23 protein-coding genes, 2 tRNA genes, 1 rRNA gene and 1 pseudogene are annotated in these 23,876 nt (G+C 66.8%); 16 read left to right on the top strand and 11 right to left on the bottom strand.

Going from position 1 to position 23,876, the window contains the following annotated elements:
* Window positions 1–213: 213 nt before the first annotated feature.
* Window positions 214–900, top strand: a complete 687-nt coding sequence (locus tag VFQ64_RS06590; RefSeq protein WP_325102509.1) for a hypothetical protein — start codon at window positions 214–216, stop codon at window positions 898–900.
* An 80-nt stretch (window positions 901–980) separates the two neighbouring features.
* Window positions 981–1,340: a hypothetical protein gene (locus VFQ64_RS06585; protein WP_325102508.1), complete on the top strand. Its 360-nt coding sequence runs from the start codon at window positions 981–983 to the stop codon at window positions 1,338–1,340.
* 214 nt (window positions 1,341–1,554) lie between these two features.
* On the opposite strand, the gene VFQ64_RS06580 is transcribed toward VFQ64_RS06585, so the two are convergent.
* Window positions 1,555–3,255 (bottom strand): DNA methyltransferase, encoded by a 1,701-nt coding sequence (locus tag VFQ64_RS06580; RefSeq protein WP_325102507.1) that lies wholly within the window; start codon window positions 3,253–3,255, stop codon window positions 1,555–1,557.
* A gap of 258 nt (window positions 3,256–3,513) precedes the next feature.
* A tRNA-Ser gene (locus VFQ64_RS06575) sits at window positions 3,514–3,604 on the bottom strand.
* An 89-nt stretch (window positions 3,605–3,693) separates the two neighbouring features.
* On the opposite strand from VFQ64_RS06575, the gene VFQ64_RS06570 reads away from it, so the two are divergent.
* The 6 genes and pseudogenes from VFQ64_RS06570 (at window position 3,694) to VFQ64_RS06550 (ending at window position 10,770) form a co-directional block, all read left to right on the top strand.
* Window positions 3,694–4,548, top strand: a complete 855-nt coding sequence (locus VFQ64_RS06570) for a peptidylprolyl isomerase (RefSeq protein WP_325102506.1) — start codon at window positions 3,694–3,696, stop codon at window positions 4,546–4,548.
* A gap of 35 nt (window positions 4,549–4,583) precedes the next feature.
* Window positions 4,584–5,312 carry a DUF3445 domain-containing protein gene (locus VFQ64_RS06565; protein WP_325102505.1) on the top strand — a complete coding sequence of 243 codons (729 nt, stop codon included), beginning with the start codon at window positions 4,584–4,586 and terminating at the stop codon, window positions 5,310–5,312.
* Window positions 5,313–5,398: 86 nt separating this feature from the next.
* Window positions 5,399–6,436 (top strand): biotin synthase BioB, encoded by a 1,038-nt coding sequence (bioB, locus tag VFQ64_RS06560; RefSeq protein WP_414712874.1) that lies wholly within the window; start codon window positions 5,399–5,401, stop codon window positions 6,434–6,436.
* Between the two features lie 2 nt (window positions 6,437–6,438).
* Window positions 6,439–6,705: pseudogene (locus VFQ64_RS15600) on the top strand (winged helix-turn-helix domain-containing protein); the annotation flags it as partial.
* A 93-nt stretch (window positions 6,706–6,798) separates the two neighbouring features.
* A complete protein-coding gene (locus VFQ64_RS06555; RefSeq protein ID WP_325102503.1) occupies window positions 6,799–8,886 on the top strand; it encodes an acetyl/propionyl/methylcrotonyl-CoA carboxylase subunit alpha in 2,088 nt (695 codons plus the stop codon).
* A gap of 207 nt (window positions 8,887–9,093) precedes the next feature.
* Window positions 9,094–10,770 (top strand): heme lyase CcmF/NrfE family subunit, encoded by a 1,677-nt coding sequence (locus tag VFQ64_RS06550; protein WP_325102502.1) that lies wholly within the window; start codon window positions 9,094–9,096, stop codon window positions 10,768–10,770.
* Here the strand turns inward: VFQ64_RS06550 and VFQ64_RS06545 are convergent.
* Window positions 10,767–11,363, bottom strand: a complete 597-nt coding sequence (locus VFQ64_RS06545) for a L,D-transpeptidase family protein (RefSeq protein WP_325102501.1) — start codon at window positions 11,361–11,363, stop codon at window positions 10,767–10,769. The genes VFQ64_RS06550 and VFQ64_RS06545 overlap by 4 nt on opposite strands.
* A gap of 196 nt (window positions 11,364–11,559) precedes the next feature.
* Between VFQ64_RS06545 and VFQ64_RS06540 the strand changes: the two genes are divergently transcribed.
* Window positions 11,560–12,246 carry a murein L,D-transpeptidase catalytic domain family protein gene (locus VFQ64_RS06540; RefSeq protein ID WP_325102500.1) on the top strand — a complete coding sequence of 229 codons (687 nt, stop codon included), beginning with the start codon at window positions 11,560–11,562 and terminating at the stop codon, window positions 12,244–12,246.
* Here the strand turns inward: VFQ64_RS06540 and VFQ64_RS06535 are convergent.
* The 7 genes from VFQ64_RS06535 to infA all read right to left on the bottom strand — a co-directional run bounded on the left by VFQ64_RS06535 (window position 12,228) and on the right by infA (window position 15,549).
* Window positions 12,228–13,103 carry an MBL fold metallo-hydrolase gene (locus VFQ64_RS06535; protein WP_325102499.1) on the bottom strand — a complete coding sequence of 292 codons (876 nt, stop codon included), beginning with the start codon at window positions 13,101–13,103 and terminating at the stop codon, window positions 12,228–12,230. The genes VFQ64_RS06540 and VFQ64_RS06535 overlap by 19 nt on opposite strands.
* Entirely contained in the window at window positions 13,103–13,249 is a 147-nt protein-coding gene (locus tag VFQ64_RS06530) for a hypothetical protein (RefSeq protein ID WP_325102498.1), read from the bottom strand. Before VFQ64_RS06530 ends, VFQ64_RS06535 begins: the two co-directional genes overlap by 1 nt.
* Window positions 13,250–13,437: 188 nt before the next feature.
* Window positions 13,438–13,512: transfer RNA gene (locus VFQ64_RS06525), tRNA-Phe, on the bottom strand.
* 29 nt (window positions 13,513–13,541) lie between these two features.
* Window positions 13,542–13,712 (bottom strand): DNA gyrase inhibitor YacG, encoded by a 171-nt coding sequence (locus tag VFQ64_RS06520; RefSeq protein ID WP_325102497.1) that lies wholly within the window; start codon window positions 13,710–13,712, stop codon window positions 13,542–13,544.
* Window positions 13,712–14,629, bottom strand: coding sequence for a ribonuclease (locus VFQ64_RS06515; protein WP_325102496.1), 918 nt, complete (start codon window positions 14,627–14,629; stop codon window positions 13,712–13,714). Before VFQ64_RS06515 ends, VFQ64_RS06520 begins: the two co-directional genes overlap by 1 nt.
* Window positions 14,622–15,194 (bottom strand): Maf family protein, encoded by a 573-nt coding sequence (locus VFQ64_RS06510; protein ID WP_325102495.1) that lies wholly within the window; start codon window positions 15,192–15,194, stop codon window positions 14,622–14,624. The genes VFQ64_RS06515 and VFQ64_RS06510 overlap by 8 nt, the downstream gene beginning before the upstream one ends.
* A 109-nt stretch (window positions 15,195–15,303) precedes the next feature.
* Window positions 15,304–15,549, bottom strand: coding sequence for a translation initiation factor IF-1 (gene infA / locus VFQ64_RS06505; RefSeq protein WP_197394904.1), 246 nt, complete (start codon window positions 15,547–15,549; stop codon window positions 15,304–15,306).
* Between the two features lie 114 nt (window positions 15,550–15,663).
* Between infA and hisS the strand changes: the two genes are divergently transcribed.
* The 6 genes from hisS (at window position 15,664) to VFQ64_RS06475 (ending at window position 21,827) form a co-directional block, all read left to right on the top strand.
* On the top strand, window positions 15,664–16,992 hold the full coding sequence (gene hisS, locus VFQ64_RS06500; RefSeq protein WP_325102494.1) for a histidine--tRNA ligase: 1,329 nt from the start codon (window positions 15,664–15,666) through the stop codon (window positions 16,990–16,992).
* The gene (prfA, locus tag VFQ64_RS06495; protein WP_325102493.1) at window positions 16,989–18,065 is read left to right on the top strand and encodes a peptide chain release factor 1; all 1,077 of its coding nucleotides are present in this window, start codon (window positions 16,989–16,991) and stop codon (window positions 18,063–18,065) included. The genes hisS and prfA overlap by 4 nt, the downstream gene beginning before the upstream one ends.
* 226 nt (window positions 18,066–18,291) lie before the next feature.
* Complete coding sequence (gene prmC, locus VFQ64_RS06490) at window positions 18,292–19,107, top strand: peptide chain release factor N(5)-glutamine methyltransferase (protein ID WP_325102492.1); 816 nt, start codon at window positions 18,292–18,294, stop codon at window positions 19,105–19,107.
* Window positions 19,108–19,365: 258 nt separating this feature from the next.
* Window positions 19,366–20,310 (top strand): DUF4167 domain-containing protein, encoded by a 945-nt coding sequence (locus VFQ64_RS06485; protein WP_325102491.1) that lies wholly within the window; start codon window positions 19,366–19,368, stop codon window positions 20,308–20,310.
* Window positions 20,311–20,439: 129 nt separating this feature from the next.
* On the top strand, window positions 20,440–20,868 hold the full coding sequence (locus tag VFQ64_RS06480) for a CBS domain-containing protein (RefSeq protein WP_325102490.1): 429 nt from the start codon (window positions 20,440–20,442) through the stop codon (window positions 20,866–20,868).
* A 38-nt stretch (window positions 20,869–20,906) separates the two neighbouring features.
* Window positions 20,907–21,827, top strand: a complete 921-nt coding sequence (locus tag VFQ64_RS06475; protein WP_325102489.1) for a hypothetical protein — start codon at window positions 20,907–20,909, stop codon at window positions 21,825–21,827.
* On the opposite strand, the gene VFQ64_RS06470 is transcribed toward VFQ64_RS06475, so the two are convergent.
* A complete protein-coding gene (locus VFQ64_RS06470) occupies window positions 21,814–23,283 on the bottom strand; it encodes a lipopolysaccharide biosynthesis protein (protein WP_325102488.1) in 1,470 nt (489 codons plus the stop codon). The genes VFQ64_RS06475 and VFQ64_RS06470 overlap by 14 nt on opposite strands.
* A gap of 433 nt (window positions 23,284–23,716) precedes the next feature.
* Here VFQ64_RS06470 and VFQ64_RS06465 point away from each other — a divergent pair.
* Window positions 23,717–23,876 (top strand): 16S ribosomal RNA (locus VFQ64_RS06465); the annotation flags it as partial.

Here is a 23,876-nt window from a genome sequence, read left to right as displayed (position 1 = left end):
TGTCTATCGGACCCGGCGAAACGGTCGAAGCTGCCCTAGCGCAGTTCCGCATTCGCCACGCTGGCGAAATTGAGCGGCGGCACGGGCTGATAGTCCTGCCTGCCCGTATCGAGACGCCCGAAGACGAAGCCGTTTTCGCAGTCCGGTTCCACGCCCAACAGATGCAGCTTGTCGCCACCGCTAAGGCGAAGGCGCGACCGAAGGATGAGTTCAATGGCTAACGCTCCCGGCAACACGCCTGAAGGTGCCGAGTTTCTACAGCAACTCGAAGTGCCCACATTCCGCAGGGCGATGGTCGGCGACAAGGCGAAACTGAATGCTGTCGTTTACAACGTCGTCGGCGAAGTAGATCGTGAATTGCAAGCGGGACTAGCAACCGTCGCTGCGCTGTCGAAGGATGAGACGAAGACGCCTGTTGCGCAGGAAGAAGCAAAGAAGAAGATTGCGGACCGCCTCATAGCAATTATTGAGCGCAGCCACGACGCTTTGATGCACGGGGCTGCGCGGCTTGAAGCGGAAGCCTCTGCCATTGTGAAGGAGCGGTTTGCGCCGGACCCGGATAAGACAGCACTGTATGCCGAAATGCGGGCTTGGTTTCGTGAGGCATATGCAAGGCCGGGCGGCATCATGGAAATCCGGGACGCGATCACGTCTAACAGCGACTTCGCAACAGTGGCGCACAATGCACCATACCAATTGCTAGGTATGCCAATCGAGACATTCTCGGATATGCAAATGGCCGGACTGAAGACGTTTGCGTCCGACGCTCAAAGCTTGATCGAAGACAGTCGCGCAATTGCGCGGGTTGCTAAGAACTATCCCGAAGTCGCGCAGTCGGTAAGGGCTAGCTTCTATAACCCCGTCCTTGCAATGCGTGCTGCATCCCGCGTCGAAGCCTAAGCGTGACGCTTGCACAACAGCGAGTTGCCGCACTTGCGGCATGGCTTGGCGCGAATGCCAGTGTGGGCAAGCCAATGATTGTGCCGACCGCCCTAGAGGCGGCTCCGCAGGTCGGGTTCTCCCGCACCGCGCTACCGCTGTTTGTGCCGCATAGGCAGTGTGAGGGTGTCGATACCGGGCCGGTGGCGCTAGATGCTCCCGACACGCCCGACCGCCTCGCTACGCGCCTCACTTACCTGCTAGCGATGATCGAGGCAGGTGCGGTGCCCCCGTGCCGCGTCATAGGGCTAGACGACGGCCGGTTGACCCTTGCGGACGTGCTAGAGCGCAAGGGCATCGCCGATGCCGACCTAAGCGCCACGCCTTTGCTCTTCACGCCGCTATGGGGCTTGTCGGGCTTCGACCGTGCGACCGTCCTCACAAGGTATGCCCTGCCCTGAAGCGTTTCCCGTGTCCGTCGCGCGCCATGCCCGGTAAGCGACGGCGATCATCCCCCGGCCCGGTGTAGTGCCCATGCGCAGGCCGGGGGATGGTTTCTCACCCGAACTTTGCGCCGAAGTTGGTCGGTATGTGGGACGGCGGAAGCCGAACTGAAGAAAAGCGCGGATTTATGCGGTTAAGCGGGGCTAAATGGCGGAAGCGGTTTCCGCTGCATCAAATTAGCGCAAGCGCACCCTGTCCGGTCACGAACTTCGTTCCGACCTTCGTCGGCGTATGGAATGTCAAACCGCGCTCTAGAACGTCGGTTGCGCTCAATAGCTGAAGCCGCTTGTATGCGACGCCGTGATACTCATACTCGCCTGCATCCTCGGCTTCCTGCCGCATACCCTTCGTCGGCTCGTTTAAGCACAGGAACCCCGACATTGGGCATCGCTCGCGTTCCATCACCCCTCGCAGGTCGCGAACGTCGGTTGGCTTGAGTTTGCCACCCTTAACTGAAAGGATGATCTCTTCGAGTTTGGTTTGAGTTTCGAAATACAGGCGACCGTCAATGCCACGGTCGGCAGACTTCTTTTGCATCGGGAACCCGCCAACGCGCTCCACAAACCATTGCTGAAATTGGTGTGGACTCTTTTCGAATAGATGCTTCGCTTGCTCCACACTGATAGGCACGCCGTCAACTTCGAAGTGCAAGCCCGGAACAAGGCGATGCCGCTCCGCAAGCTGCGTCGTTACCATCTGTATAGGCAGGATAGCGATATCGCAGCCTATCCAACGTCGGTTGTTGCGCACGGCCGAATAGATAGTCGTGCCGCATCCGCAGAACGGGTCGAACACCACGTCCCCTTCGTTGCTCGAAGCTTGGATGATGCGATCTAGAAGCGGGACGGGCTTCTGTGTCGGATAGCCTAGCCGCTCATTTGCCTGCGAAGATACGGGACCGATATCCGTAAGCACGTCCTGAATGGGCACGCCGGGATTTTCGTCGGCATACCGCTTCTGTTGCGGAACGGTGCCCCGCGTCGGCCAATAGATCAAACCGGCTTTGTCGAGCAGTTCCAACTTTTCGGGCGTAGTCAGCTTCGAAAGGTCGCGCTCCGGGTAGGCGCGCTGAAGCGACTTGATAGGCACTGCCCAATGCCGACCGGACGCCGTGGGGTCCACCCCACGCCAAGGCTTGCCAGAGTCGCCGGTCCGCACTCCCGCTCCGGTAAGCGTCACAAGCCGATACCGACCCTTGCCGTCATTGAAGCGGTAAAAGTCATCTAGGTAGGACTTGTCGTATTCCTGAAAGACGCGGTTCCAAGTGTATTTCGAAGATCGCGAGTAGAACAGGATAGTATCATGCACCGGCCCCCAACGCTTAGAACCGCCATGCGAGCCTGTCCGCTTCCAAACAATCTCATTACGAAAGTTCTCGTGCCCGAATATCGCATCCATCATGACTTTGATGTAGTGACTTGCAGACGGGTCGCAGTGCAAATAGATGGAACCTGTCTTCTTCATGATGCTTTTCATGAAGAGGAGGCGCTGCACCATATAGATTAGGTAGGCTAGCAATTCGCGATTGGTATGCCGAAGAGCATCTACCCACAGCGTCCAAAACTGCGCTTGATAACTGTCGATACCTTGTTGAATCATCAACTTCGGGATTTCGCGCGCAATCCGCTCTTTCTCGGCGTCGAACTCCCACGTATCGGCGAACGCGTGAACCTGTTCTGGCACGGGTTTGCCAGTCAGATTGCGATACATAAGGTTGTAGTTTGTATCGGATTTAAAGGGCGGGTCTAGGTAGATTAGGTCCACACTCTCTAGACCTAGCTTGTTCTGCATTATGTCGAGATTGTCGCCATAGTAGAGGCGGTTTGGCGACGTTCCCGCACCACCACCCGCACCTGACAACAAACCCGACATTGACGCTCCCCCCGGCTCGCGACGCAATGCGAATCGCCAGCTAGCAGGTCAAGTGGGGCGGAATTGAGTCGGTCGATTCGAGCGAGCCGCACAACAGCACCGCAGGCCGATCAAGGGAACCGCCGAACCGAAGAGCGGCACCCGTCGAAGTGTGGGCACAAGCTGCGATGCACTGCGAAGTTTAAGTGGGACTTTAGGTGGGTCGGCACCCGCCGAAGCGGAAATAAACTAGCAAATACAGACACTTAGGGCAGGTCTTGGCGGAGCGGGAGGGATTCGAACCCTCGATACGCTTTTGGCGTATACTCACTTTCCAGGCGAGCGCCTTCGACCACTCGGCCACCGCTCCGCATACCTGCAAGGCCCGGCTCGCTAGCGCCTCCCTGTCGCCGCCGCAAGCGATTGCGCGTCGGGCGCGGGCGCGGCAAGCTGGCGGGCATGTCACGCTTCGTCCTGCTCCCGCTCGCCCTGCTCGCCTGTGTTCCGGGCGCCGCGCAGACACCGCAGCCCAGCGACGCGGTGGAGGCTGACTGGCGTACGATCCCGGACGACGAGCTGCTGGTGATGACGCTGGGCGATGACAGGCGCGTGGTGATCCGGCTCGCCGCCTACACGCCTTCGCATGTGGCCAATGTGCGGGCGCTCGCCCGGGCGCGGTGGTGGGACGGGTTGAGCGTGTATCGCGTTCAGGAGAACTGGGTCGCACAATGGGGCGATCAAACCGAGAAGAAGCCGCTGCCCACAGGGCTCACCGACCGCCCGGCGGCGGAATTCGAGATCGCCGCCTTCACGCCGGCGGTGCGCATGGCGCGGCCCGATCCCTACTCCACAGCGTCCGGCATTACCGCCGACGGCTGGCCGGTCGCGACCAACGGCAGGGAGGCATGGCTGACGCATTGCTACGGGATGGTCGGTGTCGCCCGCGACGCGCTGCCCTCGACCGGATCGGGGGCGGAGCTGTTCACGCCGATCGGCCAATCGGCCCGCCGGCTCGACCGCAACTACACGGTAGTGGGACGGATCATCGAGGGCATGCGGCACCTCTCCGCCCTGCCGCGCAGCGAGGCGCCGATGGGGGTATACGCGACGCGGGGCGAGGATGCGGCGATCGTGTCCGTCCGGCTGGCGAGCGACATTCCCGCCGGCGAGCGACCGCGCTTTCAGTATCGGGCCGCCGACAATTCCCGGTTCGAGGCGGCGGTGCGGCTGCGCGAGAACCCGAGGCCGCCGACGGTCTCGCTGGGCGGGGCCAGCGTGTGCGACGTGGCGCTGCCGGTGCGACCGGCGCCGTGACGGTCGCGCGCACGTTGCGAATGGGATTGTCGCGCGTGTCCGAGGACGAATGGTTGCAGGCAGAATTCGACCGCGTTGCCCGCGCCGTGGCGTTCGACGAGAATGCGGACGCGGTGCTGATCCTGCCTGAAGCCGAAGAGGCGGGACGGGAAGTGGCAGCGCTGGTCGGGGTCGAAGGTGGGCTGCGCGAGGCGGCGCGGGCCTGCTGGGAGGACCTCTGCATTTTGCAGCGCAACAGGGCGGGCGACCACGTCCTGACCGGCGGCGCGGTCGCCTTTCCGACCGACTGGCGGCTGGTGGACAAGATCGGCCTGAAGCTGACCGCCGTGCATGCGCCGATCCACGGCTATGCCGAGCAGCTTGCGGCGGGGGTGGATCACTTCTTCCGCACGCTTGCCCCGGGGCCGATCTATGGGCGGTCGAACTGGTTCGTCGTCGCGAGCGATGTCTGGCGGTACATGCCCGTTGACGACCCTGCGGACCGCTTTGCGCATGTGGACGCTGCGAATGTGGGCAGCACGTTGTTCCTTCGAAGCGAGCGCCAGACGCTGCGACGTCTGCCGCAAACGGACGCCGTGCTGTTTACCATCGGTATTGCGGTTAAGCCGCTGGGCGCGCTGAGTTCGGGGGCTGTGCGGAAGATCGCGAACGATATCGCTTCAACCGCGACAGGCGAGCACGAGCGGCGCGCGGCGCCGTTTTACGCCGGCGCATTGGCGGGCTATGCGCGGCGGCGAGCAGAGGAGCCGACCAAGTGCTGTTAGACGTAAAGGTGGACTCTTCCCCGGCGAAGGCCGGCGCCCAGTCGCGCAGAGATCAGGGGGAAGGGCAACGGCCTGCCATCGAAGCGATGGCGGCTGGGCCCCGGCCTTCGCCGGGGAGGAGCTCTGTTGCGGAAGAGATCCGCATGGACTGGACACGGGAGCAGGTGCGCGCGCTGTTCGACCTGCCCTTCACCGACCTCCTCCACCGCGCGCAGACCGTCCACCGCGCACACCACGCGCCGGACGAGATCCAGCTCTGTACGCTGCTGTCCATCAAGACCGGCGGCTGTCCCGAGGACTGCGGCTATTGCTCGCAATCCGCCCATGCCGATACCGGGCTGAAGGCGGAGAAGCTGATGGACGTCGACAGCGTCCTCGCCGCGGCGGCGGAGGCCAAGGCGGCGGGGTCGCAGCGCTTCTGCATGGGGGCGGCGTGGCGCTCGCCCAAGGACCGCGACATCCCCAAGGTCGCGGCGATGATCCAGGGCGTCAAGGCGATGGGGCTTGAGACGTGCATGACGCTGGGCATGCTCGACGCCGGCCAGGCCCGCGCGCTCGCGGATGCCGGGCTCGACTACTACAACCACAACCTCGACAGTTCGCCCGAATATTACGATCGGGTGGTGACCACGCGCACCTATCAGGAGCGGCTCGACACGCTGGCGAACGTCCGTGATGCCGGCGTCAGCGTCTGCTGCGGCGGCATCGTCGGGATGGGGGAGACGCGCGAGGACCGCGTCGGCTTCGTCCACGCGCTCGCCACCCTGCCGCGCCATCCGGAGAGCGTCACGGTGAACGCGCTGGTGCCGATCGCGGGGACGCCGCTGGGCGACATGCTTGCCGGCACCCCGATGGCGAAGATCGATGACATCGAATTCGTCCGCGTAGTGGCTGCGGCGCGCATCGCCATGCCGCTGAGCATGGTCCGCCTCTCCGCCGGCCGCGAAAGCATGTCGGAGGCGACGCAGGCGCTGTGCTTCCTGGCCGGCGCCAACTCGATCTTCACCGGCGACAAGCTCCTCACCACCGGCAACGCCGGCGACAGCGCGGATGCCGCGCTGTTCGCGAAGCTGGGGCTGGTGCCGTTGGCGGGCGAGGAACCGATGCGGGTGGCGGCGGAGTGACAATGAACGAGTACCCTACAGAAAACGCGGTCGCCGATCGCCTTGCTATTCTTCTTCTCGACGCTGGAGGGAGCGTAGACTGCCGCGAGACATACTCGCCGTTGGCAGATCAATTCTCCCTCTCTGATGAGCTGCGCGAGCGCCGGATGACGGATGGCACCAACCGTTTAGAGTGGCCTAACAAGGTACAATGGGCTCGCGACAATCTGCGCAAAGCTGGTTGGCTGGCTGATTCTGAGCGTGGGGTTTGGACCCTTTCTGATGCAGGAAGATCGCGAGCCGAGCAGCTGAGGAGAAACCTGCCAGCCCCTCGTCCCTCGACTTACATGCGCTCTGCCAACCGATCGGTGGCAGCTAAGCGCATGCTCAAGAAAATCCTGATCGCCAATCGCGGCGAGATTGCCTGCCGCGTCATGCGTACCGCCAAGCGGATGGGGATCGCGACCGTCGCGGTCTACTCCGACGCCGATGCGCGCGCGCCGCACGTGTTGATGGCGGACGAGAGCGTTCGCCTTGGCCCAGCGCCGGCGGCGGAGTCGTACCTCAACCCCGAGCTGATCCTGCTCGCCGCGCGTGAGACCGGCGCGGACGCGATCCACCCCGGCTACGGCTTCCTGTCCGAGCGCGAGAGCTTCGCGCGCGCATGCGCCGACGCCGGCATCGCCTTCGTCGGCCCGCCGCCCAAGGCGATTGCGGCGATGGGGGACAAGATCGAGTCCAAGAAGCTGGCCCAGGCTGCGGGCGTCAACGTGGTCCCCGGCTTCCTGGGCGAGATCGACGGCACCGAGCACGCCGTCCGGATCGCCGGCGAGATCGGCTATCCGGTGATGATGAAGGCCAGCGCAGGCGGCGGCGGCAAGGGGATGCGGCTCGCCTGGTCCGAACAGGACGTGCGCGAGGGCTTCGAGGCGACCAAGCGCGAGGGACTGGCGAGCTTCGGCGACGACCGCGTGTTCATCGAGAAGTTCATCGAGTCCCCGCGCCACATCGAGATCCAGCTGCTCGGCGATCAGCACGGCACCGTGCTGTACCTCGGCGAGCGCGAATGCTCGATCCAGCGCCGGCACCAGAAGGTGGTGGAGGAGGCCCCGTCGCCGTTCGTCACGCCCAAGATGCGCCAGGCGATGGGCGAGCAGGCGGTGGCACTCGCCAAGGCGGTGGGGTACTACTCCGCCGGGACGGTCGAGTTGATCGTCTCCGGCGCCGACACGACCGGCGAGAGCTTCTACTTCCTCGAGATGAACACCCGGCTGCAGGTCGAGCACCCGGTGACCGAGGCGGTGACCGGGCTCGACCTGGTCGAACAGATGATCCGCGTCGCGGCCGGCGAGAAGCTGGCGTTCGGGCAGGACGATGTGGTGCTGAACGGCTGGGCGGTGGAGAACCGCGTCTATGCCGAGGACCCGTATCGCGGGTTCCTGCCGAGTACGGGGCGGCTGGTGCGATATGCGCCGCCGGAGGCGGAGGCACATCAATCCCCCTCCCGCTTGCGGGAGGGGTTGGGGAAGAGGATGTCACCTTCTGCCGGACAAGCCCTCCCCCAGCCCCTCCCGCAAGCGGGAGGGGAGAACCCCTACACCCGCGTCGATGACGGCGTCACCGAGGGCGGCGAGGTGTCGATCTTCTACGATCCGATGATCGCCAAGCTGATCACCTGGGCGCCGACGCGCGCGGCCGCGATCGACGCGCAGGTCGCCGCACTCGACCGGTTCGAGATCGAGGGCGTCGGCAACAACATCGACTTCCTGTCCGCCCTCATGCAGCACCCGCGCTTCCGCTCGGGCGCGATCACGACCGGGTTCATCGCCGAGGAATATCCGGACGGCTTCACGGGGGCGCCGGCGACGGACGACCTGTTGCGGACATTAGCCGCCGTCGCTGCCTTCGCCGCGACCGCCGAAGCGGATCGCGCCCGCCGGGTGGACGGACAGCTCGGCAAGCGGCTGCGACCGCCTGGTGAGTGGATCGTCCGTGTCGGCGGTCACGACCACCAAGTCCTGCTCGATCGCGACACGGTGCTGGTCGATGCCGAGCCGCTCGACCTGGCCATGGAATACACGCCCGGCGACCGGCTGATCGAGGCGGAGATCGACGGCAAGCCGCTGACCGTGAAGCTCGCCCGTACCCGCACCGGCTTCCGCCTCACCACGCGCGGCGCTGCCCACGTCGCGCGCGTGCTGCCCGCGCATGTCGCGCCCTATGCCAAGCACCTGATCGAGAAGGTGCCGCCCGACTTATCGCGTTTCCTCCTCGCGCCGATGCCGGGCTTGCTGGTCCGCCTCGATGCCGGCGTCGGCGACAAGGTGGAGGCCGGCCAGCCGCTCGCGGTCGTGGAGGCGATGAAGATGGAGAACATCCTGCGCGCCGGCAAAGCGGGACGCGTCAAGAGCGTCGAGGCCAAGGCTGGCGAGAGCCTGGCGGTGGACCAGATCATCCTGGAGCTGGAATAGGCGAGCGGCCGGGCGCGATGTGATCGGATGGGCGTCTGCGGCTATCAGCATCGGTCGGCGCGCGAAGCTCTTGTCGAAGCCGGCCCTTTCTCAAGATCGTTCGGGTAGCGCCGGTGATCTGGAGCGGACGCGCTGCATTCGGCATCGCACCCCGCGCTGCCGGCGGCGACAAAGGAACGCGATGCCAGAGAGCGAGACGACCCTGCGATGATGGCCGAGGCGGGCCTCGCGGCGCTGTGGCTGGCGACGGCGCTGGCGGTGTTGCAGCTGGTGTTGGCGGGGCTCGCGCTGCGTGCCGAAGCGCAGGAGCGCGGCGACACGCCCCTCATCGCTCAGCAAATTGCGGCCGCCTTCCGCCCCGTTGCTGTGACCCAGGGCGTCCTGGCCGCCGTCGCCATGCTGCTGCTCATCGGCGTGTTCCTCCGCTCCGACATGAGTGTGTCGCTGGTCGCGGCCAACAGTCATTCTGCCATGCCCTGGCCAGACAAGCTGGCCGGCGCGTGGAGGAATCACGCAGGTTCGATGCTGCTCTGGGTCGCGATCCTGGGCGTGGCAGGCGCCGCGGTGGCATTGCGCAAGGGGCTGGCGGAGCGGACCCTGATCGCGACGCTGGGTGCGCAAGCACTGATCGCGTTGTGCTTCTACGCCTTGCTGCTGTTCGCCTCCAATCCGTTCGCGCGGGTCCTGCCAGCACCTGCGGATGGGCAGGGGTTCAACCCGCTTTTGCAGGACTCTGGCCCGACCTTTTACCTCCCACTCTGTGCGGGCTATGTCGGGCTGAGCGTCGCCTCCTCCATGGCCCTGGGGGCGCTAGTGACGCGCGATGTCGGGCCGGCCTTGGTGCGTGCGATGCGGCCCTGGGTGCTGGGCGCGTGGGTGATGCTGACGCTCGGCATTACGGCAGACAGCTACCTGGCCGATCGCAAGCTTGGCGCGGGCGACTGGTGGATATGGGACCCCATCGAAAATGCGTCGCTGCTGCCATGGCTGGCGGCAACCGTGCTGCTGCATTCGATGACCGTACTGGCGACCCGCGATGGCCAGCGCGCCTGGACGATCATGCTGGCCATGGTCGCCTTCTCGATGTCGATGCTGGGCACGTTCCTGCCACGCGCGGAGATCGACTTCGCAGGGTATCCGCAGCGCGGCGCGCTCATCCTGACGCTGCTGGTAATGGTCATGGCGGCCGGGCCGCTGCTGCGTTGGCGGGGCGACGATCGCAACCCGGTGCTCGGTCGCCTCACCTGGCCGTTAGCGGCCACCGGGCTGAGCGCGGCGTTGCTGGTGGCGGGCTCGGGCATCGGGTGGCTGCCGCTGGCCGGACTTGCGCTCGCGATCGGCCTCGCGGTAGCCAGCTCGGCGCCGCTGTGGGGTCGCAACCTGCTTGGGACGCCTCTCTTCACCTGGGGGATGGTGGTGGCGCACTTCGGCGTCGCAGTCAGCCTTGCCGGGATGGTGTGCGCGAGCGCCTTCACTGTCGAGCGGCTGGTCCCCGCCCGCGTCGACGAGCCGATCAGCGTCGGCCCTTATCGCGTGACGCTGCGCGGCATCTCGCCGGTGGTCGGGGAGAACTGGTCGGCGCTGCAGGCGCGGCTCGACGTTGTGAAGGGGCGGCGCACGCGCGTGCTGTTGCCGCAGCAGCGCTTCTTCTCCGATCCGCCGACAACCGCCCTGGAATCCGCGATACTGACCGCGTGGAACGGTCGGCTCCGCACCGTGCTGACGCAGGCAGGGGCAGACGGCCGCTGGCAGCTGCGGCTGTGGTGGAGGCCGTTCGTGACGCTGATCTGGTTCGGCGGCATGCTGATCGCGCTAGGTGGCTTGCTGTCGGTGATCGGCCTTTGGTGGCGGGGGCGGCGGAGAGCTGCCGCGCGCGAGTCTTAGCGAGACGCGACTTGCAGGCCGGCCTTGTTCGCGCTCGCCGTCTCACTGGCGGTGCCGGTGCCGTCATATACGGTCGGCGCGATCTCTCCGTCGGCGCCCACCACGGTGACAGTCGTGCCGACCGCCGTGATCCCATACAGCTTCTTGGCGAAGGCGAGCGGCACCCTGATGCAGCCGTGCGAGGCGGGATAGCCTGGGTTCTTGCCGGCATGGATGGCAACCCCGTCCCAGGTCAGCCGCTGCATGAACGGCATCGGCGCCGAATCGTACAGGTTCGACTTGTGGTCGATCTTCTTCTGCAGGATCGTGAAGGTGCCCGACGGCGTGTCCTTGCCATCCTTGCCCGTCGACACGGTGGTCGCGGCGATCAGTGTCTCACCACGATAAACATAGGCACGCTGCTCGGCGATGTTGATGACGATGTTGACCGGATCCGCGCTCGCCGTGTCGGTCCACACGAACTGGTTGGGGCCGAGCGCCACCGCAGCGGTCTCCACCGCAACCGCACCCTCGTTGCCGCTCGCCACCGCCGGCGATGCAAGGCCCATCAGCACGGCCGCGAGCGTCGCGACCGACCGGTTTACGCTTGACATACCCGAACTCCTTCGTCCGCCCGCCAAACGCCCGAGCTTGATCTGGGTTCAATCGTGCGGGTGCGACGAAACGTGGGAGTCACGCGCCCGGCAGAGCAAAATGGGATGCAACCTCCCGGCAATGCTAAAGAAATTCAGGGTCAAACCCGCTATATGGAGAGCGCGGGCTGGGAGATTTTCGTCGATGCATCAGGTGATGAACACGGCGCACGGCCGTCGTGCGGTGCTGAAGAACGGCATGGTGCTCGCCGGCGTTCTGGCTGTGCCGGGCGCGGTGTCCGCGACAGTGCAGAGGCTGACGCAAGGCACGCTGATGCCGCGGGCTCAGCCGCTGCCGTCGCCAATGGTCCCGGCCGCGCCCGTTACCTCCGCCAAAATCGTCCGGCCGCAGCTGCTCCGCCGTGCGCTGGCATCGCTCGACGCGCAGGGGTCTGGGGTGGCGCGCGATCGGATCGCCATTGCCGACTTCGCCTCCCCCTCGGCGCAGGCGCGCTTTCATCTGATCGATCTCTACAACGGCACCAGCAAGTCGTTTCTGGTCTCGCACGGCAGCGGCTCCGATCCGCGTCATACCGGCTGGCTGCAGCGCTTCTCCAATCAGGAAGGGTCGAACGCCTCGTCGGAGGGCGCGTATCTCACATCGAATTATTATGTCGGCAAGCATGGTCGCTCGCAGCGGCTGATCGGCCTTGATCCTACCAACGATCAGGCACTGCCGCGTGCGATCGTCGTCCACGCCGCCTGGTACGCCAATCCGTCGATGCTGCAGACCCACGGCATGCTCGGCCGCAGCCAGGGTTGCTTCGCGGTGGGAGAGGGCGACCTTGACGAGGTGTTCCGCCGTCTTGGCGAAGGCCGGATGATCTACGCCGCCAAGGTCTGAGCGGTCGCCGCCTTGTCATAACGGCGGCCGGCGAGCAGCTCGAATTCGAGCACATCATGCGCGCAGAAGATGCGCACCTCGTCGCCATGATCCAGGGACAGGCGCCTGACCCGCTGCTGATTCTGAAGACGCGCCGCCGCGTCGACATTCATCAGGTGCTGATAGCCGCGCAGGCCAGGTGGACACTCGTACCGCTCGTGCCCGATCTCGGCATGATGGAAATAGGCATCGGCGGCGTAGAACAGCCACTTGCCGCCGTCCTCCTGCACCGCCACGCCGGCATGGCCCCAGGTATGACCGGCGAGCGGCACGAGCAGGATCTCCGGCGGCAGGCCCTTCAGGCCACGGACCGCGTCGAATCCGAACCAGCGTTCGCCGCCGCCGAAGGGATAGAGCCGCCAGTCGTTGACGCCGTTCCACTGTCGCGGGCGATACCGCTTGTCACCCACGAACGCGCCGCCAGCACCTTCGTCCGCGACTTCCTTCTCGCGCGCGGTGACGTGCACGGCGGCGTTGGGGAAGTCCTCCAGTCCGCCGGCATGGTCGAAGTCGAGGTGAGTGACGACAATGTGCCGCACGTCCTTGGGATCGAACCCCAAGTCGCGGACCTGCGCGAGCGCCGTTTCCTCGCGGCGCAGCTGCGGCTGGTTGAGGCCAAAGAAGAACTTCGACAGCCGGTATTGGGGGTGATCGACATCCTTAGTGCCGAACCCGGTATCCACCAGTACCAGCCCGGCGTTCGTCTCGACCAACAGGCAATGGCACACCAGCGCGCCGCGCGGCGTATCGCTGCGTCCGTCGAACAGCCGCCCTCCCGGCGGGCAGCAGGTGCCGCAATTGAGGTGATGGATGCGCATCAGCGCATCGACCAGGCGCGCAGGCGGACACGGGTGCGCTCCTCCAGCGCGGCTTGACGAGCCCGACTCTGCCACCACCAGCCGGCCATCGCGCCGCCAGTCGCGACCAGGGCGAGGGTCGCAGGGTGCGTGGACTTATCGGTCATAGGGGCTCCGCGTCGGAAAAGACGAGGGCACAACGGATGGCGGGACGGGTCGGGGGCGCGGGAAAATGGCTGATGCGGGTTAATCGTGGCGCGGTCACCGGCAAGGCCTGTCACACGTCGGTCGCCACGCCCCGGCCGATCGGCGCCGCGTCCTGTCGCAGCTCCGCTGCGGCAGGCCGGCCAGCGGATGGTGCCCCGGGGCGGAGTCGAACCACCGACACGACGATTTTCAGTCGTCTGCTCTACCACTGAGCTACCAGGGCGCACCCGACCGCCGGCCGGAAGCGCGGCCTTAGTGGGACGTGTCGGGGCTGTCCAGCCCGTCTTCATCCTCGTCGCCGGGGCGTGTGGGGACGCGATAGCCCTCGTTGAGCCATTGCAGCAGGTCGCGGTCGCGGCAGCCCTGCGAGCAGAAGGGGGTATGCTGGCGTGAGGCGGGCTTGTCGCAGATCGGGCAGGTCATCAGTCGCTTTCGAGATTGGGTCTAGCGCCGGTCCGGCGCGCGAGTTCCGCGAGCCACTGCGGGCGGGCTTGCACATAGTCGAGCACGGCGGCGGGCACGCGATGGCGTCGTGCGGGACCGGGCTCGCGTTCCAGCCGGCGCAGCATGGCGCGGGCGGCGGCGCCGACGGGATCGGCGCGGAGCAGTTCGGGCAACGATGCTCGCGGTCGCGCGCGGACGATCTGGAGGAAGCCGAAGCCGTTGACGGCGGTGCGCTCGAACGGCGGCGGCAGCTGGCGATCGAGCACGGCCGCGACCGCCAGTCGCGCCGCCTTGCCGCCGAGCGTCGGGAAATCGATGCCGATCGAGCCACCGATGCCGTGGCGACGGATGGCCTGGGCCACGGCCTCGGCTCCGCCCGTCGCGAGGGGTTCGAGCGGCTCGGCGCCATCGACATCGAACAAGGTCATGGCTGGGGTCGGCCACATCCTGAGCGCCCCCCCGGGGAAGGCGATGTCGCCGGTTCGCGCTTCTTCCAGCAGCTCGGACCAGCCGGCCGCCTCCAGCAGGTCGGGCTCGTGCGCCGAGAGCCGACGCACCGGATGCTCCGTCAATCGTGCCAGCAGTCCGGGCGCGGGTGCGGGCGCGGCACCGCTGGCGATGGCGCGGGGGAGCTTCGCGCGGCCCGGCTCAGGGATGGCCTCGCGGGTGATCGCCACTGTCAGCGCACCTCCCTCCGGCACGCCGGGCGCGCTTGCCAGCTGCGCTTGCACCCCGCTGTCGAGGCGGACGAGGCCAGGGCCGATCAGCCGCGCGCGCGCGACCAGGCCGACCCGCACGCCGCCGTCGACCTCGAGCGCCGCCTCGACGATCCGTCCGTCCGCGATCAGCGCCGCGCGCTCTTCGCCGATGCCGGCTTCGTACAACCATTCAGGCAAGCGGCAGGCCTGCGGTCTTGAGCAGTGCACGCGTCTCGAACAGCGGCAGCCCGATCACGCCCGAATGCGAGCCGCTGAGAAAGCGCACGAACGCCTCCGCATAGCCCTGCACCGCATAACCGCCCGCCTTACCCAGTCCCTCGCCGCCGGCGACATAGGCGTCGATCTCGGCGGCGGAGAGCGGCTTGAACGCGACGATCGTGTCGGCGATCCGGGCGCGGGCCTTGCCGGCGGCGTCGATCACGCAGACGGCGGAGAGGACATGGTGACGACGGCCCGACAGCTTACCGAGTAGTTCGCGCTGCAGGTCGGGCGTGTCGGCGGGGGGCAGGATGCGGCGGCCGAGTGCGACGGTCGTGTCACCGGCCAGCACCACCTCGCCGGGCGCGCGCGCGACCGCTTCGGCCTTCGCGGCGGCGAGGCGCAGGGCATAGACGCGCGGCACCTCGCCCTTGAGCGGGCTCTCGTCGATAGCGGGGGAGGTCACGCGCGCTGGCGTGACGCCGAGCCGCTTCAGCAGATCGAGCCGTCGTGGCGAAGAGGAGGCGAGGACAAGGTCAGGCATGCGGTTCTTCACCTTCCCCGGCGAACGCCGGGCCCGGAGCCGCAAGCGCAATGCCCAGGATCACTGGGCCCCGGCGCTGGCCGGGGGAGCGTTCAGTACGCGACAGGCCTCAGGACGGCCCCGGACCGCCGCGGCCCGGCATGAACCGATAGGTGATGCGGCCCTTGGTGAGGTCGTAGGGGGTCAGTTCGACCAGCACCTCGTCGCCGGTCAGCACGCGGATGCGGTTCTTGCGCATCTTGCCGGCCGTGTGGCCGAGAATCTCGTGGTTGTTCTCGAGCTGCACGCGGAACATCGCGTTGGGGAGCAACTCCACCACGCGGCCGCGCATCTCGAGCAGTTCTTCCTTGGGCAAACGAAACCTTCCTGTGTGGAGCGCGCGGCCCTTAGCTCAAAGGTGGCGCGAAGGGAAGGTGGAGCGGCGGCCACGTTGCCGCAAGCCGTGCCCTCGCCTAGAGACCCGCGACTTATGTCCAAAACTCCTCAACGCGTTCGCGGCACCCAGGATATCGCCTTTGAGGAGCAGCGCCGCTTTGCGCATGTGCTGTCCACGTTCGAGCGGGTGCGCGCCCTGTACTGCTTCCAGCGCATCGACATCCCGGTGTTCGAGGCGACCGAGGTGTTCGCGCGTTCGATCGGCGAGACCACCGATGTGGTGTCGAAGGAGATGTACACCTTCGCCGACAAGGGCGGCGATTCGATCACGCTGCGGCCGGAGTTCACCGCCGGCATCGCGCGGGCGTACATCGGCAACGGCTGGCAGCAGCACGCGCCGATGAAGCTGGCGACCAGCGGCCCGGTGTTCCGCTACGAACGCCCGCAGAAGGGCCGCTTCCGCCAGTTCCACCAGATCGACGCCGAGGTGATCGGCGCGGCCGAACCGGCGGCGGATGTCGAGCTGCTGGTGCTGGCGGATCAGCTGTTGAGCGAGCTCGGGATCGAGGGCGTGACGCTGCAGCTGAATACGCTGGGCGATGCGGAGACACGGGATGCCTGGCGTGCGGGGCTAGTGGCGCATTTCGAGGCGCGGCGGGGGGAGTTGTCGCCGGAGAGTGTCGAGCGGCTGGCCAAGAACCCGCTGCGCATTCTGGATTCCAAGGACCCGCGCGACCGCCCGGCGGCGGACTCCGCGCCGGACATCGATGCGTTCCTGACGGCCGACGCGCGGGCGTTCTTCGATGCGGTGACCGCGGGGCTCGATGCGGCGGGGGTGAAGTGGACCCGCAACCCGCGACTGGTGCGGGGGCTCGATTATTATCGGCACACAGCGTTCGAGTTCGTCACCGACGGGCTGGGGGCGCAGGGGACGGTGATCGGCGGCGGCAGGTACGATGGGCTGATCGGTACGCTCGGCGGGCCCGAGACCCCGGGCGTCGGCTGGGCTGCGGGGGTGGAGCGGCTGGCGATGCTGGTGGAGGAGGCGGGCAATCCCTCCCCGGCCGTCACTCTCATACCTGAAAATCTGGAAGCCGAGCCTGTCGCCGTTCGATTGGCTACTGCCTTGCGCAGTGCTGGACTCGTTGCCGACATGGCCTACCGAGGTAATTTCAAGCGGCGGTCAGAGCTCGCTACGAAGTCGCGAAGCCAAAGCCGGCTCATTGTGACCCCGCCGCGCATAGCAGCAGGTGGCGCCTCAAACGTCGGAATATCGCTTAGAGCAAATCAGCCACATGAGGGCGGAGATGCGGCAATCAGTTCGGTCGTTGAAGTTCTCGCCGCCACCTTTTCACTTTCAAGTGATCTGCTCGCTCCTCGAGGCGCACAGCTCGATGCAGTCATCGAGCCATGGTCGGCATGACCACCATCTCTCCCGACCGCATCCGGCAGATCGAGGCGCGGCGTGACGAGTTGCAGGCGCTGATGGCGACCGGCGACCTGACCGGTGACCGCTTCGTGCAGGTATCGAAGGAATATGCCGAGCTGGAGCCGGTGGCCGAGGCAGCGGCGGAGGTGCGGCGGCTGCGGCAGGAGGCGGACAGCCTGCAGTATATGACGCAGGACGGCGATGCCGAGATGCGGGCGATGGCGGCGGAGGAGCTGCACGCCAACCAGGCGTTGCTCGACGCCGCCGACCGCCGGCTCGCGCTCGCCCTCCTCCCGCGCGACGCGGCGGACGAGCGCGCGGCGATGCTGGAGATCCGGGCGGGCACCGGCGGCGACGAGGCGGCGCTGTTCGCGGGCGACCTGTTCCGCATGTACCAGCGCTACGCCGAAGGGCAGGGGTGGCGGGTCGAGCTGATCTCCGCCTCCTCCTCGGATTCCGGGGGCTTCAAGGAGGCGGTCGCGAGCGTCGCGGGCAAGGGCGTGTTCGCGCGGCTCAAGTTCGAATCCGGCGTCCACCGCGTACAGCGCGTGCCGGCGACCGAGAACCAGGGGCGCATCCACACCTCCGCCGCGACCGTCGCGGTGCTGCCCGAGGCGGAGGAGGTCGATGTCCAGATCGACGAGGCCAAGGACCTGCGCATCGACATCTATCGCTCGTCGGGGCCGGGCGGGCAGTCGGTCAACACCACCGATAGCGCGGTGCGCATCGTCCACATTCCGACCGGGCTGGTCGTCATCCAGCAGGACGAGAAATCGCAGCACAAGAACAAGGCCAAGGCGCTCCGCGTTCTGCGCACCCGGCTGTACGAACAGGAGCGCGACCGCCTGCACCAGGAGCGGGCGGGCGCGCGCAAGTCGATGGTCGGCTCGGGCGATCGGTCGGAGCGCATCCGCACCTATAATTTCCCGCAGGGGCGGGTCACCGACCACCGCATCAACCTGACGCTGCATCGCCTGCCCGAGATCCTCGAGGGCGACATGGAAGAGCTGATCGGCGCGCTGATCGCGCAGGACGAGGCGGAGCGGCTGGCGTCGCTGGAGGGGTGAGGGTCGCGGAAGTTGAGGGGAAGTTGAGGCTCGCGCACTGCGGATCGGCGCAGGCCGGACGCGGAAGTTTAGGGGAAGTTGAGGCTCAAACACTTGCCGGGTGCCGGACTCCGGGCTCCGCGGGCGGCAAGGCGGGAGAGGGACTGGTGCTGAGAAAGAGCGCCCGCGCCGTGACACGTCCCGAGGATTGTAGGACAGCGGAAATCATAGCCTTGTCGAACATGCGATGACCGTTTGCGAAGCCTTGCGCGACGCCACGGCTCGCTTCGCGTTCTCGGCCACGCCGCGCCTCGATGCCGAACTCATCCTCGCTCACGCGCTCGGCATCGAGCGCCACGCCCTGCTGTCCGACCCCGCGCGTCCGGTGCCGCCGACCTTCGCGGCGCTGGTCGAGCGTCGCGCGGCGCAGGAGCCGGTCGCCTATATCACCGGCACGCGCGGGTTCTGGACGATCGACCTCGAGGTCGGACCGGGTGTCCTGATCCCGCGCGCGGACAGCGAGACGCTGATCGAGGCCGCGGTGGCGCATTTCGCCGGCACGCCCGGGCCGAGGCGCATACTTGATCTCGGCGTCGGGTCGGGGACGCTGCTGCTCGCGGCGCTCGACCAATGGCCGGAAGCCTCCGGGCTCGGGATCGAGCAATCGCCCGCGGCGCTGACTTACGCGCAGCTTAACGCCCGCGCGCTCGGAATGGCGGCGCGTGTCGCGTTCCGGAACGGCGACTGGGCCGATGGTATCGGCGAACGCTTCGACCTGGTGCTCGCCAACCCGCCCTACATCGCCGAAGCCGAGCCGCTGCCGGAAGAGGTCAGCCGGTATGAGCCGGCCGAGGCTTTGTTCGCCGGCGCCGACGGGCTGGATGCCTATCGCCGCATCGCGCCCGCCTTGCCCCGCCTGCTCGCGCACGGCGGCATTGCCTGTATCGAGATAGGGCATGAGCAGGCTAACGCCGTCTCGGCGCTGCTGACCGCGCACGGACTGACGATTAACGTTCATCAAGACCTTGGCGGTCGGGACCGTTGCGTCACGGCCACGCCTTGAACAAAGCGACCCGTCCTCCCACATTTCTCTTGTGAGACGGGCGTCCACCCCGCTATTGGCTTGGCAGGGGCATACGCATTCAACGCAAGTGGTTGAATCGGGGGAATAGCCCGCACCTTCGTGACAGCGCCGCAACAGGGTTCCGCGGCCGTGACGATACGTCGGGCCTGCGATCTGCGCGGCCGGGCGAACGGCGCCGCATTCGGGAGCACGACCAGTTTTGGCCAGTCTCAATATTCGAGTACGAGGACGAGAAGCTTGATCAACAATCGGCAGCCGGGTCGCCGGCGCGGTCGCGGTGGCAACAACAACAATGGCCCGCGTCAGGGTGGTGGCCAGCAAGGCAATGGCAGCCGCATCGACAGCCGGGCGCGCGGCAATGCCACCCAGCTCCACGAGAAATACAAGAACATGGCCGCCGACGCGCAGCGTTCGGGCGATCGCGTCGCCACCGAATATTATCTGCAGCATGCGGACCATTATTTTCGGGTGTTGAGCGAGCAGCGCGGCCGCCTGGACGAGCAGCAGCCCAACCGTGGCCGCGACGCGTTCGATCTGGATGGCGACGACGAGTTCGGCGACGAGGGTGAGCCGATCCGCGGCAACGAGCAGGACGCCGCCCGCGCCGAGATGCGCGAAGGCGGCTCGGGCGACCGGTCCAACGATCGGGGCCAGGACCGTCAACGCGACGATCGCCCCCAGCGTGACGACCGGTCCTATGACCGGCAGCGCGAGGACCGCCCGCAGCGTGACGATCGTCCGCAACGCGAGGATCGCGCCAACGGTCGCGACGACCGGCCGCGCGCCGACCGCGAAGTCCGTCGCGACGGCAATGGCGACGCCCGTCCGCGTGGCGAGTGGCAGGAGCGCCCGCGCGAGCGACGCCCCGAGCAGCCGCCAGTCGAGATCGCGGCGCAGCGCCGGGCCGAGCCGCTCGGCGCCAGCGAATCGCTGGAGGGCCGCGCCGAAGAGGTGCTCGAGGCCGACCGTCCGCTCGATCCTCCGGCGCCGCGCCGGCGCGGTCGCCCGCCGCGTCAGGTCGAGCCCGCAGCCGAGGCGGCCGGCTTCGACCATGTCGGTCTGGAGGCGGATCGCCTGCCGCCGTCGCTGACCATGGCCGCGAACGATGCGGCGCCGGTCGAAGCCAAGCCGCGTCGTCGCCGTGTGCGGCCGGCGGAGGACACGCCGAACGCCGCCGAATAGGACGTCGACATTCCGAGCCGATCCGCAAGGCCGGTCCCGCACCCCGCGGGGCCGGCCTTGTTGATATGGGTGCTTTGCCGGCGGCCAAGCTTGTGGAACACTCGTCGCCAATAATGGGAGGAGAGGTCCATGACGATCGCGGCGATCCTGAGGGACAAGGGCCCCGACGTGGTCTCCATCGGTCCGGACGCCAGCGTCGCCGATGCGGTGAAGCTGCTGTCCGAGCGGCGGATCGGTGCGGTCCCGGTGGTCGAGGACGGCGCCGTTGCCGGCATCTTCTCCGAGCGCGACGTGATTCACTGCCTGCAGGCCAAGGGCGCTGCTGCGCTGGATGGATCCGTGCGCGAGGCAATGACGGCGCCGGCGATCAGCGTCGCGCCGGAGCAGCCGGTGATCGGCGCGCTGTCACTGATGACGCAGCGACGCATCCGCCATCTGCCAGTGGTGGCCGACGGCGCACTGGTCGGCTTTGTCTCGATCGGCGATCTGGTGAAGTATCGCATCGACCGGATCGAGGCCGATGCGGCGGCGATGCGGGATTATATCCAGTCGGCGTAGGCGTGCGTTAACGGGAGGTCCGCTATCCGGCAGGGCCTATGCCGACGATCCTGGAACATCTGAACTGGGCGTGGAAGATGCGCCGGCACCTGGCGCTGGCCCGCGGGGTGCTGGACACCCCGCCGATCCGGCCGCGCAATGACGGCGTGGTGCTGTTCTCGATGCTCGGGAGCAGGGCGGTGCTGCCCTATCTGGTCGCGGTCAAGTCGCTGCACCACCAGCTCGGGCGTGGGCGCGTGGAGATCCTGGACGACGGCAGCCTCACCGCCGCCGATCGCCGGACGCTCGCCCATCACTGCGGCGACCCGGTCATCCACCACATCGATGCCGTCGATACCGGTCCGTGTCCGCGCGGCGGCACCTGGGAGCGGCTGCTGACGATCCTGGACCTGCGCTCGGCGGACTATATCGTCCAGATCGATTCCGACACCGTGACCTGCGGCGCGGTGCCCGAAGTGGCGGCGGCGATCGAGGCGGGGCGGAGCTTCACCATCCGCGGCGAGGCGGATGCGCAGCTGATGCCGATTAATGCATTCGTCGCCCAGCTACCGATCGAGGCGCCGCCGCTCCACATCCAGAAGGCGAGCGAGCGGTGCCTGGACGCGCTGGCGCTGCCGCAATTGCCGGCGCCCCGCTATGTCAGGGGCTGTGCCGGCTTCACCGGCCTGGCACCGAGCGGGGACGGCCGCGCCCTGGCCGAGGCGTTCTCGATCGCGATGGAAGCCCGGCTCGGCGCGGCGCGGTGGGGGGAATGGGGAACCGAGCAGGTCACCTCCAACTTCCTGATCGCCAACACGCCCGATCCGATGCTGCTGCCCTATGACCGCTATCTGAACTTTTGGAACGAGGCGCCACCTGCGGACGCGCGGCTGGTGCATTATGTGGGCACCTATCGTTTTCACGGCACGAGCTACATGCGCGCGACCCGCACGGCGACGGCCGCGCTCAGCGCCGCCTGACCAGCGTTATCAGGTCGCGCACCGTTTCGCGCGAGAAGGCCAGCATCCAGCCGGCATAGACCGTGCCGCCGGCACCGATCAGCAGCAGCAGCCGCAAGCCGGGCGACTCGATCGGCCGGAGGCGGTCGACCAGCACCACGGTCGCCGCCATCGCCAGCGCCGCCTGTACCGCCGGCATGATCGCAGCCAGCAGCGCGCGCGGCGAGGCCTGGATCGCGGGCAGCACGCGCGCGGCGAGCACCGCCAGCATGATCGGATAGGCGACCAGCCACGCGCCCGCCAGGCCGGTCAGCCCCCACCGCACCCCGACCAGATAGGCGAACGGCAGCACGACCGCCCCGATCATCGACGCGCGCACGCCGATGCCGGGCTGGCCGATCGCGTCGCTGGCAGGCGGCATCAGCACATACAGCGTCATGAACGGCATCGCGCAGGCGAGCAGCTGGACGACAGGTACCGCGCCGACCCACTTCTCGCCCAGCGCGAACAGCACCAGCGGCTCGGCGGTGACGGCGGCGCCGAGATACAGCGGCAGCGCCGCGGTCATGATCGCGCCGGCCGTGGTGACGAATGCGCGTCCCACAGCGCCGGGCTCGTCCTGCATCCGCGCATAGGCGGAGAAGGCGACCTCGTTCAAAGGCGGCACGACCTTGTTCTGGAAGATCTGCGTCAGGAACAGCGCGGTGGTATAAAGCCCGACCGCATGCGCGTCGAACCAGCGGCCCGCGATCAGCACGTCGGCCTGGGACTGCGCGAACCAGAACACCTGGCCGGCCGCCATCACCCCGCCGAAGCGGGCGAGCGCGCCCGCGCCGCGGAAGCGGAAGGACGGCCATACCAGCGAGCGCGCCGCCCAGGTCATGCCGACCGCGCGCACTCCGAACAGCACGATCGGCGCCCAGACCAGGGTCCATACGCCCCACCCGGCCAGCGCGCCACCGAGCGCCGCGGCGGCGCTGGCGAGGGCGGCGAGGATGTTGACCCGCGCCTGCTTGGCGAAATCCATCTCGCGCGCGAGCAGCGCATAGGGGAGGGCGATAAACGGCGTGAACAGATAAAGCGCCGCCTGGACGCGCAGCATCGTCGCTACCTCCGGCTGACGATAGAAGCCGGCGACCAGCGGCGCGGCCGCGAGCTGCAGCAGCGCCAGCACTGCGTTCAGCACCAGCAGCATGCCGAACAGCTGTCGCACCTGTAGCCGCGTGATCTCCGGTGCGCGGATCAGGCCGCTCGCCAGACTGTAGCCGTTGAGGAGGTTGAGGAAGCCGAGCACCACCCCTGTCATGGCGTAGAGGCCATAGTCGGCGGGCTGGAGGATGCGGATGACGAGAAAGGTCGCGCCCCACTGGACGATCTGCGCCAGGATCTGGCTCCCGGAGCGCCAGATGACGGCGCTGCGGATCTTCGCCGCAAGCGATTCTCCGGCGCGATTCGGCGGGGGCAGGGCGGCGTCCATCGCGCGGAAGCCTAGCGGCAGGGGTGCTTACAACCGGTAAACCCACGAATTTCCGGAACTTTTTTCACTCGAAGTGAGAAAACTGCAAAAAAGGGTTTGACGGACCGAATGTCCTAACCTAGATGGGTGTCACCGCAGCGACGGACCACACGGTCCAACGAGGCGGTCACCAAATAGCCAGGCGCCCGGGTCGCCCTCCAAAAGAGGGTAACACCAAGGCGTCGGTTCTTTGCGCTCTTTGACATTGTTGGTCAAGATGAAGGGACATGTGGGCGGCGGCTCCGGGTCCGGCAACCTCAGGGTGTCGGGTGCTCGGTTAAAGCCAAGCCTAACATGTCTCATTACATATCCACAGTTTTATGTAATGTGCAGGTTGGGCTCCCTGAGATGAGCGGTCCTTGCGTGGGTTTTCCCCCGCGCTTGGCTCGTACATCAACTTGAGAGTTTGATCATGGCTCAGAACGAACGCTGGCGGCATGCCTAACACATGCAAGTCGAACGAGACCTTCGGGTCTAGTGGCGCACGGGTGCGTAACGCGTGGGAATCTGCCCTTGGGTTCGGAATAACAGTTAGAAATGACTGCTAATACCGG

This window comes from Sphingomonas sp., from assembly GCF_035714405.1.
Classification (GTDB): domain Bacteria; phylum Pseudomonadota; class Alphaproteobacteria; order Sphingomonadales; family Sphingomonadaceae; genus Sphingomonas.
The sequence above is the reverse complement of the archived record's forward strand: the minus strand, read 5'-3'. Positions and strand labels throughout refer to the sequence as shown.

Excerpts from the sequence above, each read along its gene's own strand:
- VFQ64_RS06590 (WP_325102509.1), top strand. The coding sequence starts at position 214 with ATGGCTAACGCTCCCGGCAACACGCCTGAAGGTGCCGAGTTTCTACAG.
- VFQ64_RS06580 (WP_325102507.1), bottom strand. The coding sequence starts at position 3,255 with ATGTCGGGTTTGTTGTCAGGTGCGGGTGGTGGTGCGGGAACGTCGCCA.
- VFQ64_RS06570 (WP_325102506.1), top strand. The coding sequence starts at position 3,694 with ATGTCACGCTTCGTCCTGCTCCCGCTCGCCCTGCTCGCCTGTGTTCCG.
- bioB (WP_414712874.1), top strand. The coding sequence starts at position 5,399 with ATGGCGGCTGGGCCCCGGCCTTCGCCGGGGAGGAGCTCTGTTGCGGAA.
- VFQ64_RS06555 (WP_325102503.1), top strand. The coding sequence starts at position 6,799 with ATGCTCAAGAAAATCCTGATCGCCAATCGCGGCGAGATTGCCTGCCGC.
- VFQ64_RS06550 (WP_325102502.1), top strand. The coding sequence starts at position 9,094 with ATGATGGCCGAGGCGGGCCTCGCGGCGCTGTGGCTGGCGACGGCGCTG.
- VFQ64_RS06545 (WP_325102501.1), bottom strand. The coding sequence starts at position 11,363 with ATGTCAAGCGTAAACCGGTCGGTCGCGACGCTCGCGGCCGTGCTGATG.
- VFQ64_RS06540 (WP_325102500.1), top strand. The coding sequence starts at position 11,560 with ATGAACACGGCGCACGGCCGTCGTGCGGTGCTGAAGAACGGCATGGTG.
- VFQ64_RS06535 (WP_325102499.1), bottom strand. The coding sequence starts at position 13,103 with ATGCGCATCCATCACCTCAATTGCGGCACCTGCTGCCCGCCGGGAGGG.
- VFQ64_RS06530 (WP_325102498.1), bottom strand. The coding sequence starts at position 13,249 with ATGACCGATAAGTCCACGCACCCTGCGACCCTCGCCCTGGTCGCGACT.
- VFQ64_RS06520 (WP_325102497.1), bottom strand. The coding sequence starts at position 13,712 with ATGACCTGCCCGATCTGCGACAAGCCCGCCTCACGCCAGCATACCCCC.
- VFQ64_RS06510 (WP_325102495.1), bottom strand. The coding sequence starts at position 15,194 with ATGCCTGACCTTGTCCTCGCCTCCTCTTCGCCACGACGGCTCGATCTG.
- hisS (WP_325102494.1), top strand. The coding sequence starts at position 15,664 with ATGTCCAAAACTCCTCAACGCGTTCGCGGCACCCAGGATATCGCCTTT.
- prfA (WP_325102493.1), top strand. The coding sequence starts at position 16,989 with ATGACCACCATCTCTCCCGACCGCATCCGGCAGATCGAGGCGCGGCGT.
- prmC (WP_325102492.1), top strand. The coding sequence starts at position 18,292 with ATGACCGTTTGCGAAGCCTTGCGCGACGCCACGGCTCGCTTCGCGTTC.
- VFQ64_RS06480 (WP_325102490.1), top strand. The coding sequence starts at position 20,440 with ATGACGATCGCGGCGATCCTGAGGGACAAGGGCCCCGACGTGGTCTCC.
- VFQ64_RS06475 (WP_325102489.1), top strand. The coding sequence starts at position 20,907 with ATGCCGACGATCCTGGAACATCTGAACTGGGCGTGGAAGATGCGCCGG.
- VFQ64_RS06470 (WP_325102488.1), bottom strand. The coding sequence starts at position 23,283 with ATGGACGCCGCCCTGCCCCCGCCGAATCGCGCCGGAGAATCGCTTGCG.